Consider the following 19,939-nt stretch of genomic DNA (forward strand, 5'->3'; position numbering starts at 1 on the left):
CTCTTCGCAGACGCCCCAGCTGCCCGAGCCTCCGCGAGCGCCTGCAAAACAGCCCGTACCCCGCCCTTCGCCGCGCTAGCCCCGGGCACTACCGCCAACAGCACATCCAAGTCTACGGTGCTGGTATCCACCCCTCCAGTGGCGTAACGCTCCAACGCGTGCCATTGATCTGCATTCAGGTCCGCGTCGTTGGAGATAGCGCCTATCTCGCGAAGCTTTTTGGTCGCCACCGACTCGCCATACTGCTCGACCCACTTGTCGGGAACAACCCCTACGCCGCCAGGCGGGTCGTAGGTGGTGGTGTTGGCCGAGTTGAACAGCGCGCTGTCCTTGAACTGCTCGGGCGTGGCGCTGAATTCATAGACCACTGCGCCATCGGCGATGACCGGCTTGCCGTCCTCCCAGGTCAGCAAGACCTTGGCGTTTTGCAGGTCTTGCACCACTGAGCGTGCTTTGGCCAGGTCGTCAGCCAACGCCACCCCCTCGGGGTTGCCGTCGTTGTACTGCGCCATGATGGCGGTGAGGCGGGCATTGTCGCGCTGGTCGATGTCACCGCCTGCCACCAGGGTGAGCAGCATGTCCCAACTGAAACCGGTGCGGCTCTTGCCCACCGTCTCGTCGAGTGTGGTTGCCGCCTGCGCCAGCTTCTCTTCTTCTTTTGCGTGAAGCTTGCGGTTGTAGGACTGCGCATTACCCGCGATTTCGGAGCCGAGGGAGACGTCCCCGCCAGCCCCTGCCGCCGCCACTAGGCCGACGAGCTTGGAAGCGGCGTTGACCAGCCGATCATGCTCAACCTGATCAGCGCCCTGGAGGAACGGCAGGCTGTCCAGCGTTTCAATCAGTGCCTCGTTCGCCCCCGCGGCGAGTGCGCCGGTTTTGAAGTCGCCGCCCATCGCTTCGGCAAGCAAGCCGCCCGCCAACGCGTGAATAGCGGTTTTACCCAGCCCACTGTCGGGTAGCTGAAGTGTGTCGCCAAGATCGCCGACATTGGTGAAGACTGTGGCCTGCAGCACATCGAAGACGCTGTTGAGCATGGCGTCGCTGAACTTGCCCTGCCCCAGGGCCTGGGACAGCCCTCCCCGAACCACACCGCCCGCCAGTTGAATCGCACCAAAGCGGGCGATGGCGGCGGAGTCGGTCAGGTGCGGCACCACGCTTGGCCCCGTGACTTTGTTGGTGATCGGATCGGTCTGGGCGCCAAACCAGTGGCCGCCGGCGTAGTTGATGAAGCCCGCCGACGCTCCCGCGATCACGGCCTGCTTGACGCCGTCGCTGCTGAAGGTGTCCGTGAGCGCCGTGCCGACGTTGCCCTTATTGTTGATCAGGCTGACGGCGCCGGTGCTCGCCATTGAGGTCAACGCCGCCGTGGCGATGACGTTGCCCAACCCCGCCGGCACCACCACACCCGCCGCGGTGGTGTACCCGGCCGCCATCGTGGCGCCGGCCCCTACCGTTGATCCCGCCGAAGCCGCCAACGCACTTGCAGCCCCCGCGGTCAGGGCGGAGACGACGATGATGACCGCCAGCATCGCCCCCTGCCCCATCCCCGAGTTGTTGTACTTGAACGACTCGTGCAGTTCCTTGACCTGCTGCCAGTTCACGTCGCCGCGTTGCTCAGCCTGTTTCAGCCACGCCAACTGCGGGTCAGCCTTGACCATGGCGTCGATGGTCTGGCTGACGGTGTTCTGGTCGATCTGCTTGATGTCGATATGCAGCCCATCGACCGCCTTGATTGCCAACTGCCCCTGGGCCACCAGCGCGCTCTGGCGCAGCGTTTCATCCGTATGCCCCTCGCCCTTGGCGCTGAACCACGACAGGTCGCTCTTGCTCTTGGTATGGCTCTCATCGTGCAGGTCCTTCACCCCCTCGAAGGTGATTGCCCCGCCACTGGCCAGGGTGATGTCCTTGCCGCTTTCAAGCTTCGCTACCTGGTAGCGCTGGTCGCCGCCGCTTTCGATGGTCAGGTCGCCACCGGTCTTGATTTCAGTCCCTACGTTGGTCTGCTGCGTGACTTCATCACGCTGCATTTTCTTGGCACCCCAGCTGCCCTTTTCCTTCATGTCGTACAGGGTGTGGGTGCTGTCCTGGGCCGCCAGCAGCTGGGTCTGGTCGCCGCTGTAGAGGTAGGCCTCGTGGCCGGCGGTGATCTTGCTGGCGACCAGGGTGGTGTCGCGGCCCGCTTCGCTGGTGAAGTCGTTGCCGGCGGTGAAGGTGGCGGCGCGCTGGGTGGTGCTGTCGTTTTGTTCCTTGATGCGTTTTTTGCCGTCCTTGCTGCGGCTTTCAACGTTGTGCACGTCGCCGTTGGCGGCGGCGTTGAAGTCACGAGCGGCAACGATGCTGATGTCGGTGCCAGCCTTCACGTCGCTGGCGATAACGTTGACGTCCTGGCCAGCGTTCAGGTGGACGCTGCCTCCCGCCGAAACGGTGCCGGCCAGGTTCTTGACGACGCTGGTCACACTGGAATCATGCCCCCCATTGTGAAACTCATGCTTCTCACTGACGTCCTGCACCGCCACCAGGTTGATGTCCCGCGCTGCGCTCAGGTTGGCGTCACCGCCAGCACTCATCGCCCCATGGTTGGTGATGTCCTGCCCGGCCGTGACGTTCAACGTCTCGCCCGCCGCGATGCGTGCGCCGGCATCGGTGAGGGTGCGCATGCCCGCGCCGTCGTTGACGGCGATGGCGGTGCGGTCGTTGACGATGTCGCCCTTGAGGGTTTGCAGGCTGACCTGGCTGGCACGGATGTCGCCGGCCAGGGCGTTGCGGATGCTGTCCTGGGCCAGCAGGCTGAGGCGGTCGTTGGCCTCGACCACGCCGCCGTTGTAGAGGCTGCCGCCGGCGGTAGCAGTGAGGTCTTCGCTGGCGCGCAGGGTGCCAACGTTGACCAGGTCGCTGCCGGCCATGAGGCTGAGGTTGCGGCCCTGGATGAGGCTGCCGCCGTTGATGTTGCGCTCGTCGGCCTGGGCCAGGTACAGCACGGGCACCAGCACGTTCTGGCCGTCGATGACGCGGTTTTCCAGCCACACGATGTCGTGGGTCAGCGCTGCCACCTGCTGGGCGGTCAAGCCCACGCCGACGCTCAGGTTCAGGGCGTCCTTGCTGGCCAGGGCGTTGTCCATCAGGTAGCGGTACTGGTCGTAGTCGCTGGTGAGGCTGGCGGCCAGGAAGCGTTGGCCGGTCTGGGCCACCACGGCGTCGCTGATCAGCCGCGTTTCGTAGCGCCCGTCGCCCAGGCGGCGGGCGGCTTCGTCGGCGCTGTAGCCCAGCTGGCCGAGCAGGTAGTCCGAGCTCATGAACCGGCTGGGGTCGGTGAGGTTCGGGTTGGTTTCGATCAGGTAGTGGCTTTGCGGGTTCTGGCTGGGGACGAACAGGCCGTATTCGCCCTGGGGCAGGCGGAAGCTGGTGGATGCGGTGGGGTCGACGGCGGCGAAAGGTACGCCCGTGAAGTCCACCGGGGTGAAGCTGACGTGCACCGTGCCGTCGGTGTCGATGCGCTCCACACGCTGCACGTCCTTGGCCGCCACCGGGGTGGCGGCGCTGCGCTCGGGGCTGAGTTGCAGCACCACTGCGCCCACCTTCTGGGTGGCTTCGCTGTCGAGGGAGCCGGTCAGTTGCGCCAGCGTCTGCTCCAGCAGGGTGCCGTTCTGCACGCTCTGGGTGACGTTCAGGGTGGCAGTGCCACCGGACTGGATCGTGCTGGTGTAGTTATGGGTGCTGTCAGGTGTCCAGGTGGTGACGTCACTCTGCTGCTGGAAGCGGCTGTCGCTGGAGCGGGCGATCAGTTCGTTGAAGCGGCTTTCGTCGAAGTGGCCCGCGGCGACGGCGGCGTTGAACGCGGGCACGTCGACGTACTGCATCTGGTCCCAGTAGCCGGTGCTGATGCGCTGGGGCGTGGCGATGATGATCACCTGGCTGCCGCTGCGCGATGAGGCGCCCTGGTTGAGCAGGGTGTCGGCGTTGATGGTCAGGTCACCGTTGGCAGCCAGCAGGCTGTAGCGGTTCTGCACGTCGCTGGCGTTGAGGGTCATGTTGCCGCCAGCGATCAGGCGCGCCATGGGCGAGTCCAGCAGCACGCTTTCCTCGAGCGCCTTGGTGATGGTGATGACGCCGCGCTTGAACGAGTCGTGGCCGCCGCAGTGCTGGCCACATTTCCATTCCAGGGTGCCGCTGACGACGGCCTGGTCCAGTTCGAACTGGGCCTTGGCGTTTTCGATGCTGACGGCGTTGAGGTCGATGCGCCCCAGGCTTTGCACGCTGCCGGAGAGGTTGCTGAACGCACTGGCGCGCCCGCCGTCGTAGGCGGCGAAGCTGAGGTTGCCCTGGTTGTAGAGGTCGCCATAAGTGTTGGTGAAACGGTCGGCGCGCAGTGCCAGGTCGCCGCCGGCGAACAGCAGGGTATCGGCGTTGTTGCTGATGGTTTGCCGGGCGTTGAGGCTGACATTGCCCTGGCCACCCAAAGTGCCGTCGTTAGTGACGTGGGTGGCGCTGATGGTCAGGTCGTTGCCGGCGATCAGGCGCCCGCCGTTGGCCAGGTCGCCGGTCAGGGTCAGGATGGTATTGCCGGCGCTGGCCAGGCGGCCGCCCACCTGGCTGAAGTCGCGGGCGTTCACGCGCAGGTTGCCCTGGCTGGACAGCAAGCCACGGTTGGCCTGGTCACCGGACGTGAGCAGGGTCATGTCGAGGTTGCTGACCAGCTCGCCCACGTTGTCCAAACTGCCGACGTTCAGGATGAGGCTGTCGGTGGTGGCCAGGCGGTCACCGGCCAGTACGGTCAAGGCGCCGCCGCTGGTGACAGCGAAGGTACCGTCGAACTGGGCGCGGCCTACGCTGCTCGCCGTGCCCAGGTGCCAGTCGGAACTGCCGGTGCCGCTGATGCTGCCCAGGCTGCCATTGAGGCTACCGGCCGTGAGGCTGAATACATCACTGTTGAATTTCAGGGTGCCACTGTTGACCAGCGCGCCGCTCAGGCTGAATTGGCTGCGGGTACCGCCCAGGCCACTGATGCGCCCGCTGTTGTCGAGGCTGGCGGCGTTGATGCTCAGGCCGCCGAGGGCTTCGATCAGGCCTTGGTTGCCCAGTTGCCCGCCCAGGTCGATGGCCAGGCTGGCGCCGCTGATTTCACCGCCGCTGGCATTGGTGAGCTGCTGGCCGTCGAGGCTGAGGTCGCCCTTGGCGAACAGCTTGCCGGCGCGGTTGGTCAGTTGCGCGACCTTGAGCTTGAGCGCCCCCACGATGCTGGAGAGCATGCCGGCGCGGCTGTCGTCGGCGCTGTTGTCGAGGTGGCCAGCGGTAACGTCCAGGCTGTCGGCCACTACGCTGCCGCCCTGGTTCTGCAAGGTGCCGTCCGCCAGGTCTAGGGTCACGGCGCCGCCCTTGGCGTACAACAGGCCTTGCTGGTTGAGCACGGTAGCGGCGGTAATCTGCAGCCCATCGGCGCCGGCCAGGATCTGCCCGCCCTCGCGGTTGTCCAGTTGGGTGCCGCTGATGTCGACGCGGTTGCCGCCCAGGCTGCCGTTGCGGTTGTCCAGCTGGGTGAAGCTGAGCAACAGGCGTTGGTTGGCGGCATCGATGGTGCCGGTGGCATTGTTCAGCACGCCGCTGATGGTCAGGCGCACGGTGCCGCCGTTGCCGAGGATGGCGCCCTTGGCGCTGTTGTTCAGGGCACCAGTGGTGAGCGTGACGGCTTGGCCACTGATGGCGCCAGCGTGGTTGTCGAGCGTGGCGGCGCTGATCAGCAAGCTGCCATCGCCCTGGATACGACCACCGCTGTTGTCGAGGCCGGTCAGCGTCAGGGTGGCGCCGCCAATGCCCGTGGCAATGAGGCCGGCGTCACGGTTGTCGAGCTTGCCGGCAGCGATATTCAGGGTATCGAACAGCAGGCTGCCGCCACGGTTGTCGACGGTGGCGGCAGGCGTGCGGAGCACCAGCGCCTGGCCTTGCAGCTTGCCGCCGCGGTTGTCGAGGTCGCTGGCTTGCAGGCTGAACAGGGTCTTGGCCAAGGCGCGGCCGGCCTGGTTGTTGAATTGCCTGGCCAGGCTCAGGTCGATGGCGCCCTGGCTCGCGCTGACCAGCCCATCGGCGCTGTTGTCGAGGCTGTCGGCGGTGACATTGACGCTGTCTGCACTCAGGGTACCGGTGCGGTTATCCACGGCCCCGGCGTTGATGCTCAGGACCTGTTGGGCCTGGGCACTGCCGTTCTGGTTGTTGAAGTCGCCGGTCAGGGCCAGGGCCAGGTCACCCTGCCCGGCGCTGATCAGGCCGCCAGCGCTGTTGTCGAAGCTGTCGGCGGTGACGCTGATGACGTCCCCCAGCAGCTTGCCGGCGCTGTTGCGCTGTTCGCCACCGCTGACGTCCAGGCGAGTCGCGGCCTGTAGGGTGCCTTGGCGGTTGTCCAGCAGGTTGGTGGCCTTGACGCTGGCGCTGCCGACGCTGGCAGCCAGGACGCCACGGCGGTTATCCAGCTGGGTGGTGTCCAGATAGAGGGTGTCGGCCAGCAGGCTACCATCGCGGTTGTCGAAGCTGGCGGCTACTACCTTGAACTGGCCACCCACCACTTCCAGGCGCCCGGCGCGGTTGTCCAGGCTCGCCAGGTTGAGGTCGACATTCTGGCCGCCCCCAAAGCGAATCAGGCCGCCCAGGTTGGCAATGGCCGGGGTGTTGAGGTTGAGGCTGTTTTCCCCGCGCAGCCGCGCACCGCTGCCGTTGTTGGTGAGCTGGGCAGTGGTCAGGGTGACGTCGTGGCCCTGGACCACGCCGTTGTCGTTGCGCAGGGTGTGGGTACCCGTGGCGGCCAGGGTGCGGCTGGCGATCACGCTGGCGCTGTTGCTGATGTCGGCGGCTTGCAGAGTCACGTCGCCCTGGGCGTTGCGGCTGTTGTCGGCGTTGACGCCGGCTTCGATCACGCCGCTGTTGCTCAGCTTGCCGTCGGCGCTGAGGGTGACGCTGTCGCGGGCGCTGATGCTCTGCGCGTTGGTGAGGTCGGCGCTGCTGCGCAATTCGGCGCGGGTACCGGCGTAGACCGCGCCCTGGGCGTCGATGCCCGAGGCCTTGGCTACCACGGCACCGTTGGCGCTGACGTTGGCCATGGTCAGTTTGCCGTTGGCGTCGATCTGCACGTCGCCGGCGCTGGCCGCCAGGTCACCGGCCAGGCGCACGCCCACGCCTTTTTCGGTACCCACCAATTTCACCGCGCCTACGTACATGCCGCCCAGGGCGGCGCTGTCGATGGCCAGCTCGGGCTTCTGCGAGCCATCGTCGGCACGGGCCGTGGCCTGCAGGGTGTCGGCATTGACGTCGTTGCGGCCGGCCACCACCGTGAGGTTCTTGGCGTACAGGCGAGCGTTGATCTGTGCCGTGCGGGTGATCAGTTCAAACTGGTCGATGTTGGCGGCGTCGAGGCCAGCGCCTTCGATGGCGATGTCCCCGCCATCGACCTGGAAGCGGTCCAGCCGGCCGCTGCCGTCGAGGACGGGCTTGCCGGTGGTCAGGGTCGCACGTGGCGTGTTGATGAACCCGCACCCGTTGCAGGTGATGCCATAGGGGTTGGCGACGATGACCCGTGCGGCCTGCCCCGCCACCTCGGTGTAGCCCTTCAACTGGCTGCGGTTGTTGCCGGTGACCTCGTTGAGGATGGTGGTGGCGGCCTTGCCGTTGAGGTTGGCGTTCCCCAGCACGATGCCGCCCAGTTGAGTGGCCTGGGTACGGCCGGTGGCGTTGTTGAGAATGACGCCCTGGCTTGCGACGTTGTAGTCCTGAAACTGGTTATGAGACAACCCGCTGGCGTTGGGCGCCGCGATGTTGACCACCGGCACGCCGTTGCCCGCCGTACCCAGCGTGGTGCCTTGGCCGCTGACCACGATGCCATCGGCCTGGGCCCACAGGGGCTGCCAGAGCATGACGTTGGCCAGCAGGAAGGCCAGGGCGCGCTTGGGCATGCCCCAGAAGCGGTCGCGGGGTGCGAGGGCGGCTGAGGGCTGGCGGGCCAGGAAGGCAAGGTGACGGGCGTCCATGTCGGGTACTCGTTGCAGCAGAAATTAGAGGTAGAGGTTCAGGCTGAAATAGATCGGCGCTTCGCGGTCGGCGATGGCATCCGGGCGTTCCAGCGAGTGGGCGAACGTGACGCTGGCGCCCAGGTAACGGCCGCGGGCGAACAGCTCCAGCGAATCGCTGCTCACACGCCCATGCTGGTCGTAGGCGCCATGGGTGCGGCTGATGACGCCTTGGTCGTAGGCCACGGCCATGCCGTATTCGCTGACTGCCGGGCGCAACCAGGCCCAGTCCACCGGGCGGTTCCAGCGCAGTTCGTTACGCCAGTAGCCGCCGTTGTCGCCAGTCAGGTACTGGTCCTTGAAACCGCGCACCGAGGATTCGCCGCCCAGGCTGATGCGCTGGGAGCTGTAAAGCTGGTCGGGGGTGCGCTGGCCGGTGGCGAGGCTACTGAAGGTGAAGCTTTCACCCAGCCACTGGAACGGCTGCAGGTAGCTCATGGTGGCCGTGTACTTGCGATAGCGGGCCGTGGCACCGCTGGCATGGTCGCCCTGGGCGCCGAAGGCACCGATGCCGCGCTGGGTACCCAGGTCCAGGTTGAGGAAGGCGTTGCCGATACGCCGGCCGTGGTTGATGCCGTAGCGGAATTCACTGAGGGTATTGCTGGCGCCGATCAACCGTACGCCATCGTTGTAGTTGTGGGTGGCCACGCGGGCGAAACCGGCGTTCACCGAGGTTTTGCTCAAGGCGTCGCGGTAGATCACCCGCTCGGCGCGCAACTGATGGGTGGCACTGTCACCGCGCTGGCTGAACGAACCGCCGCCGTCCTGCGGCGTGGCCTGGGCGCGGTAACCGCTCTGGCTGTAGCTGTAATTGAAATTCCACCAGCCCCACGGCAGGTTGTAATTGAGCAGGCCGTTGCGCGAGCTGTGGTTGGAGTCGCTGACCGCATCGTGGCCGCCCCGCAGCACCAGCTCATCGGCCAGGCCCAGGGGGCTGTCCCATTCCAGGCCGGTGTTCCACTGCTGTTCGCCCGTGCTGCGCTGGCCATCGTTGCTGCGCCCCAGGGACGCGCGCCAAGGCTTCTGCGGGGTATTGGTCACCAGCACGTCGCTGCCGCCCACGGCCTGGCCGGGGCGCAGCTCCATGCGCGCCTGGTTGGAGGGCAGACGGTTGAGCTGGTCCACCAGTTGCTCGACCTCGCGCAGGTTCAGCACCTCGCCCGTGCGCCCGGGGAATGTCATGGCCAGCTCGCGTTCGCTCAGCCCACTGCCGTCCGCGCCCTTCAGGCTTTCGAGACGCCCTTCCACCACCTGGATAAGCAGGGTGCCACTGCCCAGGTCCTGGGGTGGCAGATAGGCGCGGCTGGTGACCAGACCGCGGTCAAGGTAATGGTCGGTCACGGCCTTGAGCACCTCGTTGAGCTGCGCAAGGCCCAGGCAGCGGCCCAGGTACGGCGCCACAAGGCGTTCACGCTCGGTGGCAGAAAGGTGGTCGGCGCCCTTGAGTTCGATGTGCTGGATGGTGAAGCAACGGGTATCGACGGGCTTGGTCGGGGCCGCCTCGGGGGCCACCTTGCCGGGCAGGTTCTTGAGGTCTTCCAGGCGGCGCTGCTGCTCTTCGAGCAGGCGGTTCTGGCGGTCGCGGATGAGGTCCTGGTCACCCTGGGTTGGCAGGGGAGCAGGCGCCGCATTGGCCACCAAAGGCGCACAGAAAAGGCTGAATGACAGGAACAGCCAGGCCGTCATCCGAGGGCTGGAAGCAGACATCAAATCGATCCTTGAAACGTCGGGGGGGGTGCAAAAGAGCGGCGATACTAGGGCGCCACGCCCGGATCGTCAAATTCACGATACATTCTTTTACAAACGGAAATGCTGCAGACAACGTTAGGCATATGCAGGCTAAATGCGGGTAAGAGGTAGCTATCTTGGCGGATCCAAATTTTGCTAGCAGAGGTATCACCCCCTACAGGTGTAGGGGGTGAAGCCGACGAACGGTAGTTTCCGTTACATTTTTGCCAAGCCATGAAAGGGCCTGGAATCCATTTCAGGAGCGGCAGCGAAGCGGGCTCCCCAAGCTCCCATGAAGACGCTTGCTGCTACAAGGCGATGGCCACCCAGTAGAACCGGGCGAAGCTCGGGAACCGGCCAGCCGGATCGATCGCGTCGCCTGCTTCCCGAGCTTGCGCCCGGTCTCACAACGACATGATCGCCCGTTGGACCGGGCGAAGCTCGGGAAGGGGGCTGCCGGATCGACCGCGTTGCCTGCTTCCCGAGCTTGCGCCCGGTCTCACAACGGCATGAGCGCCCTGTTGGACCGGGCGAAGCTCGGGAAGGGGGCTGCCGGATCGACCGCGTTGCCTGCTTCCCGAGCTTGCGCCCGGTCTCACAACGGTTTGCGCGCCCTTGCAGCGGATCTGGCCGTGTCACGAGCGCCGCGCGGTATCAGGCTTTGCGGGTGCTGGGGACAGGCTATTCGAACAACGCGTCCAGCGCCTGTTCGAGTCGGGTCACGGCGATGATCTGCAACCCCGCTGGCGCCTCTTTTGGCGCGTTGCCCTTGGGCACGATGGCGCGCTTGAAGCCGTGTTTGGCGGCTTCCTTGAGGCGTTCCTGGCCGCTGGGCACCGGCCGCACCTCGCCGGACAGGCCCACCTCGCCGAACACCAGCAAATCGTGGGGCAGCGGCCGGTTGTGCAAGCTGGACATGATCGCCGCCAGCAGTGCCAGGTCGGACGCGGTTTCCAGTACTTTCACGCCGCCCACCACGTTGAGGAACACGTCCTGGTCGTGGGTGGGAATGCCGCCATGGCGGTGCAGCACCGCCAGCAACATGGCCAGACGGTTCTGGTCCAGGCCCAAGGTGACCCGGCGCGGGTTGGCCAGGTGGCTGTCGTCCACCAGGGCCTGCACTTCCACCAGCATCGGCCGGGTGCCCTCCCACGTGGCCATGACCACGCTGCCCGGTACCTCTTCCTGGGCACGGGTGAGGAAGATGGCCGAAGGGTTGGAGACTTCCTTCAGCCCCTTGTCGGTCATGCCGAACACGCCCAGTTCGTTCACCGCGCCAAAACGGTTCTTCACCGCGCGCAACAGGCGCAGGCGGCCGTCGGACTCGCCTTCGAAATACAGCACGGTGTCGACCATGTGCTCAAGCACCCGGGGGCCGGCCAGCGCGCCTTCCTTGGTCACGTGGCCCACCAGGAAAATGGCCGTGCCGCTCTGCTTGGCGTAGCGCACCAGCAGCGCCGCGCTCTCGCGCACCTGGGAGACGCCGCCGGGGGCCGACTGCAGGGCCTCGGTGAAGATGGTCTGAATGGAGTCGATGACCATCACCTTGGGCTGTTCGACCCGGGCGGTGGCGATGATGGTCTCGATGCAGGTTTCGGTCATCACCCGCAGCTTGTCCTGGGGCAACCCCAGGCGGCGGGCACGCATGGCCACCTGCTGTTGGGATTCCTCGCCGGTAACGTACAGCGCCGGCATGCGCGCGGCGATGTTGCACAGGGTCTGCAGCAGAATGGTGGATTTGCCGATGCCGGGGTCGCCGCCGATGAGCACCACCGAGCCGTCCACCAGGCCGCCGCCCAGCACCCGGTCCAGCTCGGCCGAGGCGGTGGTGAAACGCGGGATTTCCTCGACGCTGACCTCGGCCAGGGTCTTGATCTGCGCCTGCTGGCCGGCCCAGCCGGTGCGGCCGCTGGGGGGCGCCGCAGCGCCGGCTTCGATCATGGTTTCGGTCAGGGTGTTCCAGGCGCCGCACTCGCCGCATTGGCCCGCCCATTTGGGGAAGGTGGCGCCGCATTCGGTGCAGCCGTACAAGCGCTTGGCCTTGGCCATGGTGGAAAACCCCTGTATGGAAAAACAGTTATCATACCCCAGGCGCCATGCAAATCCGGTAAAACTATCGGGCGTAACCCCTGTCATTGTTACCAGGTGTCAAGCGTGACGCGCTTGGGTAACTTACACTGGCTGCCACCATCATTTGTAACAGGGGATATCAAACATGGGCGTACTAGCCGAGTTCAAGGCCTTCGCGGTCAAAGGCAACGTGGTCGACATGGCCGTGGGTATCATCATCGGCGCAGCGTTCGGCAAGATCGTGTCGTCGTTCGTGGGCGACGTGGTGATGCCTCCGCTGGGCCTGCTGATAGGCGGGGTGGATTTCAGTGACCTGGCCATTCAGCTCAAAGCGGCAGAAGGCACGACGCCAGCGGTGGTGCTGGCGTACGGCAAGTTCATCCAGACGGTGATCGACTTCCTGATCGTGGCGTTCGCGATCTTCATGGGCGTGAAAGCCATCAACCGCCTCAAGCGTGAAGAGGCCAAGGCCCCTACCCTGCCGCCTAGCCCCACCAAGGAAGAGCTGTTGCTGGGGGAAATTCGCGACTTGCTGAAAGAGCAGAACACCCGGCCTTGAGGCCCTCCTGCATGACCGCCTGACCGCTGGCCCCTGTGGGACCGGGCGAAGCTCGGGAACGGGCTGCCGCGTATTTTCAGTGGTTGGGCGGCGCTATCTTCCCGAGCTTCGCCCGGTCCTGCATTCCTTGGGTCACCAGTAGTTTTCCACAGCGATCTGGCCCGGCTTGCGGGTCAGGGCCAGGCGCATGTCGCGGCCCTTGAGCACGTGGCGGGTGTCATCGATCATCTGCGGGTTGCCGCAGATCATTACCCGTGAATGTTCAGGGGTGAGCGCGCAGCCGGCGACGCGCTCCAGTTCGCCGTTCTCCACGAGGGTGGTGATACGGCCGTTCAAGGCGCCCGGGTACTGCTCGCGCGTCACCGTGGGGATGTACTGGAACTTGTGCCCATAGTCGGCCAGGTATTCGCGTTGAGCGAGTTCGGCGATCAGCGGCTGGTAGGCCAGCTCGCGGCCTTCACGGGCGCTGTACACCAGAATGATGCGTTCGAATTTCTCCCACACCTCGAAGTCCTGCAGAATCGACAGGAAAGGCGCTACCCCCGTGCCGGTGGCCAGCAGCCACAGGTCGCGACCGTCAGTGAATCGGTCGGGCACCAGGTAGCCAAATGCCTGGCGGTCGACCAGCAGCGTGTCGCCCTCGCGCAGGCGGCTCAGCTCACTGGTGAATTCACCACCGGGCACCACGATGGAAAAGAACTCGAGAAACTCGTCATGGGGCGAGGACACCATGGAGTAGGCACGCCACACCACCGAACCGTCAGCCTTGGCCACCCCCAGCCGGGCGAACTGCCCCGCGCGAAAACGGAACCCCGGGTCGCGGGTGGTACGCAAGGTGAACAGGCTCGGCGTCAAGGGCTGAACCTGCAGCAAGGTCTGGCGAGTGAAGTTCTCGGCGCTGGCAGTCATGGTGCTCTCCACGGAAACAAGGGTGCCAGTTTCCCGCAAATACTGCGGGATAAACACCGGCGCTTTGTAATGGCTTATACGGTACAGGGCCACCTGACCAATGCTGCACATGGCCGCAATTAAACTTGGCAACCAGGGAATTGACCCTAAACTGAGGAAGACCACCAAGATTGGATCCCGTTATTGTACCTGGACGATGCCATGAACCATTGGCCACAGAAACAGATGTGTCAGCTACTGCAGCTGACCAATGAAAACGAAACCCTGCGCTCCGCCGCCACCCTGGTCCGTGACCTCGGGTTCGATTACTTCCAGTTCAGTGTCGCCCTGAATGGCCCTGCCAACCCCAGGCTCGCTGGCATGGGCAACCTGCCCCGCAAGTGGACGGAACGCTACAACGTCATGGAATACGCGAAAACCGATCCGGTGTTGGCACATTGCCGCCGCTCGGTGACGCCCATACGCTGGACCGATGAACTGTTCACCACCACCCCCACCCTGCAACGGGATGCCTGCGCTCATGGCGTCAGCCACGGCATCAGCCTGGCGGTGCACGATGCCCGTGGGCACATGAGCATGCTGTCCCTGACCCGCAGAACCCTGGCGGTAAACGAGGACGAGTTCTACGCCAAGGGCGGCTGCTGCCTGTGGCTGTGCAACCTGCTGCATGAACGCCAGGGGGAGCACTTCATTCATGCGTTGGGCAGGTCCACGCCGGAACTGTCGCTGCGTGAACGGCAAATACTGCGCTGGCTGGCCGAAGGCAAGACCGCCGGTGAAACCGCGATGATCCTCAACCTGTCGGAACGCACGGTAAACTTCCATATCACCAGCGCCGTGCGCAAGACCGGGCAGAAAAACAAGACCCAGGCCGTGATACATGCGACCAGGACGGGGCTGTTATCCGGTGTCACGCCTGCATAAAATTGCAAATGGACGTAGAATTCGCGGCCCGGAGTGCCAGAGCGCAACTCCCCGCTGCGAGTTTGGTGCCGCCGAGACTTGCGTAATATAAAGCTGCCTACCCCCGAGTCTCTGCCCCATGCCCGTGTTGACCACGCCGTTTGCCCAACTGGACCTTATCCGCCAGCCCGACCAGCCCAACGAGCCTTTGCAGGCGTTCGACGCGGCGGACGAGTACCTGCTCAACCACCTGGCCGAACAGCAATTGCCGGCCAGTACCCAGGTGCTGGTGCTCAATGACAGCTTCGGTGCGCTGGCCATCAGTTTGCAGGGCCAGTTTGACCTGCTCAGCAGCGGTGATTCATACCTGGGCAGCCTGGCGCTGGAGAAGAACCTGGTGCGCAACGGCCGGCCCTTCGATGCCATCACTGTGCTGCCGGCCAGCCAGCGCTGGGACGGGTTGTTCGAGCGGGTACTGATCCGCGTGCCCAAGACCCTGGCGTTGCTGGAAGAGCAACTGATTCGCCTGCAGGGCCACCTGGCGCCCGGTGCAGAGGTGGTGGCCGGGGCCATGGTCAAGCATTTGCCACGGGCCGCGGGTGACTTGCTGGACAAGTACATCGGCCCGGTCAGCGCCTCGCTGGCGGTGAAGAAGGCGCGTTTGCTGATCGCCCGCGCCGAGCCTCGGGGGCCGTTCACCTCGCCCTACCCCAGCCGCTACCGCCTGGACGAACCCGCCGTGGCGTTGCTGAACCATGCCAACGTGTTCTGCCGCGAAGGCCTGGACATCGGTACCCGGGCATTCCTGCCGCACCTGCCCACGGGGCTGGGCAGTGCCCGGGTGGCGGACCTGGGCTGCGGAAACGGGGTGCTGGGCATCGTCAGCGCGCTGGGCAACCCTGACGCCCACTACACCCTGGTGGATGAGTCCTACATGGCGGTGCAATCAGCGGCCGAAAACTGGCAGGCCGCGCTGGGCAGCCGTGAGGTGACCGTTCGTGCCGACGATGGCCTGGCGGGCCAGGCACCGCAGTCGCTGGACGTGGTGCTGTGCAACCCACCGTTCCACCAGGCCCAGGTGGTGGGTGACTTCCTGGCCTGGCGCATGTTCCAGCAGGCCCGCGAAGCACTGGTGGTGGGCGGCGCGTTGTACATCGTCGGCAACCGCCACCTGGGTTACCACAGCAAGCTGGCACGCCTGTTCCGCGGGGTCGAGCAGGTAGCGGCCACGCCTAAGTTCGTCATCCTCAAGGCCCGCAAATAACCCGCGAGCCCTGCAGTGAACCAAAAAAAAACCCTCCGAAGAGGGTCTGAAAGCCGCTGCCTGTGCAAAACAGCGGTGGGATGAGACGGTTTGAATCAGTGCGACTTCATGCCCGCGGCGGTCATGAACATGCGCAGCAACTCTGCGACGATGCCCAGGGCCACTATGCTGCCGGCCCAGATCACCACCAGCCAGCCAACACGCTTCCACCAGGGGGTGTTGGCGGCCGGGTCGGGTTCGTGTTCCTTGGTGCTCATGTCACGACTCTCCAGGCAAGCCCTTGGCGGTGCTGAAAACCGCCAAGGGGCATTGATCAATCAGTATCAGTGGTAGCCATCTTCATGGGTCACCTTGCCGCGGAACACGTAGTAGCTCCAGAAGGTGTACACCAGGATGAACGGGATGATGAACAGCGTGCCCACCAGGATGAAGCCCTGGCTTTGCGGCGGCGAAGCAGCGTCCCAGATCGACACCGATGGCGGGATGATGTTCGGCCACAGGCTGATGCCCAGGCCACTGTAGCCCAGGAAGATCAACACTAGGGTCATGATGAACGGCATGTAGTGAGCACGCTGGGAAACAGCCTTGAGCAGCACGTACAGCGACAGCAGCACCAACAGCGGTACCGGCATGAACCACAGCAGGTTAGGCATGCTGAACCAGCGGCCGGCGATGTCGGCGTGGGTCAACGGGGTCCAGATACTGACGATACCGGTTACCAGCAGCAGCACCAGCGCCAGCGGCTTGGCCAGTTTGTGCATGGCTTCCTGCAGGCTGCCTTCGGTCTTCATGATCAGCCAGGTGCAACCCAGCAGGGCATAGGCCACGATCAGCGCCAGGCCACAGAACACGCTGAACGGCGTCAGCCAGTCCAGGCCACCACCGGCATAGGCACGGTTGACCACCGGAATGCCATCGATGTAGGCACCCAGGGCCACGCCCTGGGCAAAGGTGGCCAGCAACGAGCCGCCGATGAACGCCTTGTCCCAGATGTGGCGCTTGTCGGCACGGGCCTTGAAGCGAAACTCGAAGGCCACACCACGGAAGATCAGGCCGATGAGCATCAGGATCAGTGGCAGGTACAGCGCTTCCAGTACAACCGAGTAGGCCAGCGGGAAGGCGCCGAACAGCGCGGCACCGCCCAGCACCAGCCAGGTTTCGTTGCCGTCCCACACGGGGGCGACGGTGTTCATCATTACGTCACGGTCGGACTCGCCCTTGATGAACGGGAATAGAATCCCGATACCCAGGTCGAAGCCGTCCATGATCACGTACATCATGATGCCGAAGATAATGATCACGGCCCAGATCAGTGGCAGATCGATACCCATGACTCAATTCCCCTTGGTCAGGTCGGCAGTACCTTCTTCGGCGCCTTCGTGGGCGGCGGAGAGAGGACGGGCAGGCGTGCGTGTCTGGCCAGGGCCACCGTGGGTAGCTTCTGCGCCTTCGTGGGTTTTCGGCCCTTTGCGCACCAGGCGCATCATGTAGCCGAAGCCGGTACCGAACAGCGAGAAGTAGACCACCACGAACAGCACCAGGGTGATGCTCATCTGCGTGACGCTGTGGTTGGACACCGCATCGGAGGTGCGCAGCAGGCCATACACGACCCACGGCTGACGGCCGATCTCGGTGGTGAACCAACCCGCCAGCAGGGCGATCAGGCCGGACGGGCCCATGCACATGGCCAGGGTCAGGAACAGGCGGTTGGTGTACAAGCCACCGCGCCAGCGCAGCCAGGCGCTCCACAGGCCCACGGCGATCATCAGCATGCCCAGGCCGGCCATGATGCGGAACGACCAGAACACGATCAGCGAGTTCGGACGGTCTTCAGGCGGGAACGACTTCAGCGCAGGGATCTGCTTGTCCAGGCTGTGGGTCAGGATGAGGCTGCCCAGGTACGGCACTTCGATGGCGTACTTGGTTTTCTCTTCCTTCATGTCCGGGATACCGAACAGGATCAACGGGGTCGGCTCGTTGCCGACGTTTTCCCAGTGGCCCTCGATGGCAGCGATTTTCGCCGGCTGGTGCTCCAGGGTGTTCAGGCCGTGGGCGTCACCGACGAAGGCCTGGATAGGCGCGACGATCAGCGCCATCCACATGGCCATGGAGAACATCTTGCGGATGGCCGGGTTGTCGCGGCCGCGCAGCAGGTGCCAGGCAGCCGAGGCGCCGACGAAGAACGCGGTGGCGACGAAGGCGGCGATGGCCATGTGCGCCAGGCGGAAGGGGAACGACGGGTTGAAGATCACCGCCAGCCAGTCCACCGGAATGACGCGCCCGTCGACGATCTCGTAACCTTGCGGGGTCTGCATCCAGCTGTTGGACGCCAGGATCCAGAAGGTCGAGATCAGCGTGCCCACGGCCACCATCACGGTGGAGAAGTAGTGCAGGCCACGGCCCACACGGTTCCAGCCGAACAGCATGACACCGAGGAAACCCGCTTCCAGGAAGAATGCCGTGAGTACTTCGTACGTCAGCAGCGGGCCGTTCACGGCGCCGGCGAAGTCCGAGAAACGGCTCCAGTTGGTACCGAACTCGTAGGCCATGACCAGGCCCGAGACCACGCCCATACCGAAGTTGACGGCAAAAATTTTCGACCAGAAGTGGTACAGGTCGCGGTAGGTATCGTCCTTGGTCTTGAGCCACAGGCCTTCGAGCACAGCCAGGAAACTGGCCAGACCGATGGTGATGGCAGGGAACAGGATGTGGAACGATACGGTAAACGCGAACTGCATTCGGGCGAGATCTAGAGCCTCTAAACCGAACATAAGTTGTCCTCTATCAGATGTGTCATCTGCACGTTACGGGCGGCAGCCCGTGAACTCGCGCCTACGGCCCTCAGGGTTACTGAGTGCGGCGCTTGTCATGTGTTCTGCGTAATCAGGTTAGTCAGCGACCGAAGGCCAAACACAGTGCGGGCGCAATGGGCTTTGACCTGGGTCAATGATCCCTAAAAGAGTAGACCCAAAAGGCGCGGGCAACTGCGTGGTCTATTGTCACGCGGCACGTTGCCTCACCCTGCGAAAGACGGGTGTATGCGGCGAAATTCGCTGATCGGGCTCACGGATGGTGGCGAACGGCGCCAACCTGTGTTTCTGCAACCTCTGGTTACAAACAAATGTTAATCTCGCGCCTTCCGCCCGCGAGGTCGCCCTGCCCCATGTCCAGTTCCGCTGTACTGCTGCTGCGTCATCATCGTCCCTTCATGGCCTTCTGGTTCGCGCGGGTTTGCACTGCCAGCGGCTTCCAGATGCTGACCGTCGCCATTGGCTGGCACCTCTACCAGTTGACCGGCAGCGTGCTGGACCTGGGCTTGGTCGGCCTGGTGGAGTTCACACCGCGCGTGCTGTTCATGCTGCACACGGGCCATGTGGCCGACCGCTATGACCGGCGCAAGGTGGCGGCTATCTGCCAGACCGGCCAGGCGCTGGTGGCCCTGGCCCTGGTGATCGGCAGCAGCACGGATACCGTCAGCCGCGACATGATCTTCGTGCTGGCTTTCCTGCTGGGCAGCGCCCGGGCGTTCGAGATGCCCACGACCCAGGCCCTGCTGCCCAATATCGTGCCCAGCGAACTATTCCCCCGGGCCGTGGCGGCCTCGGCGTCGGCCATGCAGACCGCCACGATCGTCGCGCCGGCACTGGGCGGTTTCCTGTATGCCTTCGGCAGCATCTGGGTGTATGGCCCCACAGTGGTGCTGTACGTGCTGGCCTTGTCGCTGATGCTCAGCCTGCCGGCGCGGCAGACGCCGCTGAACAAGGGCAAGGCCACGCTGCAATCGCTGCTGGCGGGTATTCACTTCATCCGCAGCCGCCCGGACATTCTGGGGGCCATCTCGCTGGACCTGTTCGCGGTGTTGCTGGGCGGCGCCACGGCCCTGCTGCCGGTGTTCGCCCGCGACATCCTGCTGACCGGCCCCTGGGGCCTGGGGCTGCTGCGTTCGGCGCCAGCGGTGGGGGCATTGCTGATGTCCTTCTGGCTGTCACGCTTCCCTATCGAGCGCAACGTGGGCCGCATCATGTTTACCGGCGTCGGAGTATTTGGGGTGGCGACCATCGCCTTTGGCCTGTCGACGTCGTTCTGGTTTTCCCTGGGTACCCTGGCGGTGCTGGGCGCGGCAGACATGATCAGCATGGTGATCCGCGGGGCGTTCGTGCAACTGGAAACGCCTGACGAGATGCGTGGGCGGGTGAGCGCGGTGAACGGCCTGTTCATCGGGGCTTCGAACCAGCTCGGGGAATTCGAGTCGGGGCTGACGGCGCACTGGTTCGGTACCGTTCCCGCGGTGGTGCTAGGCGGTGTGGGTACGTTGGCGGTGACCGGGATCTGGATCAAGCTGTTCCCGACCTTGGCCAAGCGCGATCATATGCATACCCGTAAACCTTAGCGCGCCGATCCCCAGCTTCGCCCGGCCTCGCAGGTGACCACCTGTGAGGCCGGGCGAGCCGGCGAATG

At 64.7% G+C, this 19,939-nt stretch carries 11 protein-coding genes; 4 read left to right on the forward strand and 7 right to left on the reverse strand.

Annotated elements, in window-relative coordinates; translation table 11 throughout:
* The 3 genes from QBK88_RS17625 to radA form a co-directional block, all read right to left on the reverse strand.
* On the reverse strand, nucleotides 1–8,009 hold an 8,009-nt coding region (locus QBK88_RS17625; protein WP_277963031.1), incomplete at its 3' end, for a two-partner secretion domain-containing protein.
* A gap of 24 nt (nucleotides 8,010–8,033) precedes the next feature.
* Nucleotides 8,034–9,734: a ShlB/FhaC/HecB family hemolysin secretion/activation protein gene (locus QBK88_RS17630; protein ID WP_277963100.1), complete on the reverse strand. Its 1,701-nt coding sequence runs from the start codon at nucleotides 9,732–9,734 to the stop codon at nucleotides 8,034–8,036.
* A 723-nt stretch (nucleotides 9,735–10,457) separates the two neighbouring features.
* The gene (gene radA / locus QBK88_RS17635) at nucleotides 10,458–11,825 is read right to left on the reverse strand and encodes a DNA repair protein RadA (protein WP_277963032.1); all 1,368 of its coding nucleotides are present in this window, start codon (nucleotides 11,823–11,825) and stop codon (nucleotides 10,458–10,460) included.
* Between the two features lie 166 nt (nucleotides 11,826–11,991).
* Here radA and mscL point away from each other — a divergent pair, with 166 nt between their 5' ends.
* Nucleotides 11,992–12,405, forward strand: a complete 414-nt coding sequence (mscL, locus tag QBK88_RS17640) for a large-conductance mechanosensitive channel protein MscL (protein ID WP_158152588.1) — start codon at nucleotides 11,992–11,994, stop codon at nucleotides 12,403–12,405.
* 132 nt (nucleotides 12,406–12,537) lie between these two features.
* On the opposite strand, the gene QBK88_RS17645 is transcribed toward mscL, so the two are convergent.
* Nucleotides 12,538–13,314 (reverse strand): ferredoxin--NADP reductase, encoded by a 777-nt coding sequence (locus QBK88_RS17645; RefSeq protein ID WP_277963033.1) that lies wholly within the window; start codon nucleotides 13,312–13,314, stop codon nucleotides 12,538–12,540.
* A gap of 201 nt (nucleotides 13,315–13,515) precedes the next feature.
* Between QBK88_RS17645 and QBK88_RS17650 the strand changes: the two genes are divergently transcribed.
* Both QBK88_RS17650 and QBK88_RS17655 read left to right on the forward strand, forming a co-directional pair.
* Entirely contained in the window at nucleotides 13,516–14,238 is a 723-nt protein-coding gene (locus QBK88_RS17650) for an autoinducer binding domain-containing protein (protein WP_277963034.1), read from the forward strand.
* Between the two features lie 118 nt (nucleotides 14,239–14,356).
* Entirely contained in the window at nucleotides 14,357–15,481 is a 1,125-nt protein-coding gene (locus tag QBK88_RS17655) for a methyltransferase (RefSeq protein WP_277963035.1), read from the forward strand.
* A gap of 95 nt (nucleotides 15,482–15,576) precedes the next feature.
* Here QBK88_RS17655 and QBK88_RS17660 read toward each other — a convergent pair whose 3' ends face one another.
* From QBK88_RS17660 to QBK88_RS17670, 3 genes are all read right to left on the reverse strand, one after another.
* A complete protein-coding gene (locus QBK88_RS17660) occupies nucleotides 15,577–15,738 on the reverse strand; it encodes a DUF2474 domain-containing protein (protein WP_158152584.1) in 162 nt (53 codons plus the stop codon).
* Nucleotides 15,739–15,804: 66 nt separating this feature from the next.
* Complete coding sequence (gene cydB / locus QBK88_RS17665) at nucleotides 15,805–16,812, reverse strand: cytochrome d ubiquinol oxidase subunit II (RefSeq protein WP_268148172.1); 1,008 nt, start codon at nucleotides 16,810–16,812, stop codon at nucleotides 15,805–15,807.
* 3 nt (nucleotides 16,813–16,815) lie between these two features.
* Nucleotides 16,816–18,252 (reverse strand): cytochrome ubiquinol oxidase subunit I, encoded by a 1,437-nt coding sequence (locus tag QBK88_RS17670; protein WP_158152582.1) that lies wholly within the window; start codon nucleotides 18,250–18,252, stop codon nucleotides 16,816–16,818.
* Between the two features lie 392 nt (nucleotides 18,253–18,644).
* On the opposite strand from QBK88_RS17670, the gene QBK88_RS17675 reads away from it, so the two are divergent.
* Entirely contained in the window at nucleotides 18,645–19,871 is a 1,227-nt protein-coding gene (locus tag QBK88_RS17675; protein WP_277963036.1) for an MFS transporter, read from the forward strand.
* The last annotated feature ends 68 nt before the right edge of the window (nucleotides 19,872–19,939 follow it).

Origin of the sequence: Pseudomonas sp. RIT-To-2 (genome assembly GCF_029623465.1) — a bacterium.
GTDB lineage: Bacteria > Pseudomonadota > Gammaproteobacteria > Pseudomonadales > Pseudomonadaceae > Aquipseudomonas > Aquipseudomonas silvicola.

Excerpts from the sequence above, each read along its gene's own strand:
- QBK88_RS17630 (WP_277963100.1), bottom strand. The coding sequence starts at position 9,734 with ATGACGGCCTGGCTGTTCCTGTCATTCAGCCTTTTCTGTGCGCCTTTG.
- radA (WP_277963032.1), bottom strand. The coding sequence starts at position 11,825 with ATGGCCAAGGCCAAGCGCTTGTACGGCTGCACCGAATGCGGCGCCACC.
- mscL (WP_158152588.1), top strand. The coding sequence starts at position 11,992 with ATGGGCGTACTAGCCGAGTTCAAGGCCTTCGCGGTCAAAGGCAACGTG.
- QBK88_RS17645 (WP_277963033.1), bottom strand. The coding sequence starts at position 13,314 with ATGACTGCCAGCGCCGAGAACTTCACTCGCCAGACCTTGCTGCAGGTT.
- QBK88_RS17650 (WP_277963034.1), top strand. The coding sequence starts at position 13,516 with ATGAACCATTGGCCACAGAAACAGATGTGTCAGCTACTGCAGCTGACC.
- QBK88_RS17655 (WP_277963035.1), top strand. The coding sequence starts at position 14,357 with ATGCCCGTGTTGACCACGCCGTTTGCCCAACTGGACCTTATCCGCCAG.
- QBK88_RS17660 (WP_158152584.1), bottom strand. The coding sequence starts at position 15,738 with ATGAGCACCAAGGAACACGAACCCGACCCGGCCGCCAACACCCCCTGG.
- cydB (WP_268148172.1), bottom strand. The coding sequence starts at position 16,812 with ATGGGTATCGATCTGCCACTGATCTGGGCCGTGATCATTATCTTCGGC.
- QBK88_RS17670 (WP_158152582.1), bottom strand. The coding sequence starts at position 18,252 with ATGTTCGGTTTAGAGGCTCTAGATCTCGCCCGAATGCAGTTCGCGTTT.
- QBK88_RS17675 (WP_277963036.1), top strand. The coding sequence starts at position 18,645 with ATGTCCAGTTCCGCTGTACTGCTGCTGCGTCATCATCGTCCCTTCATG.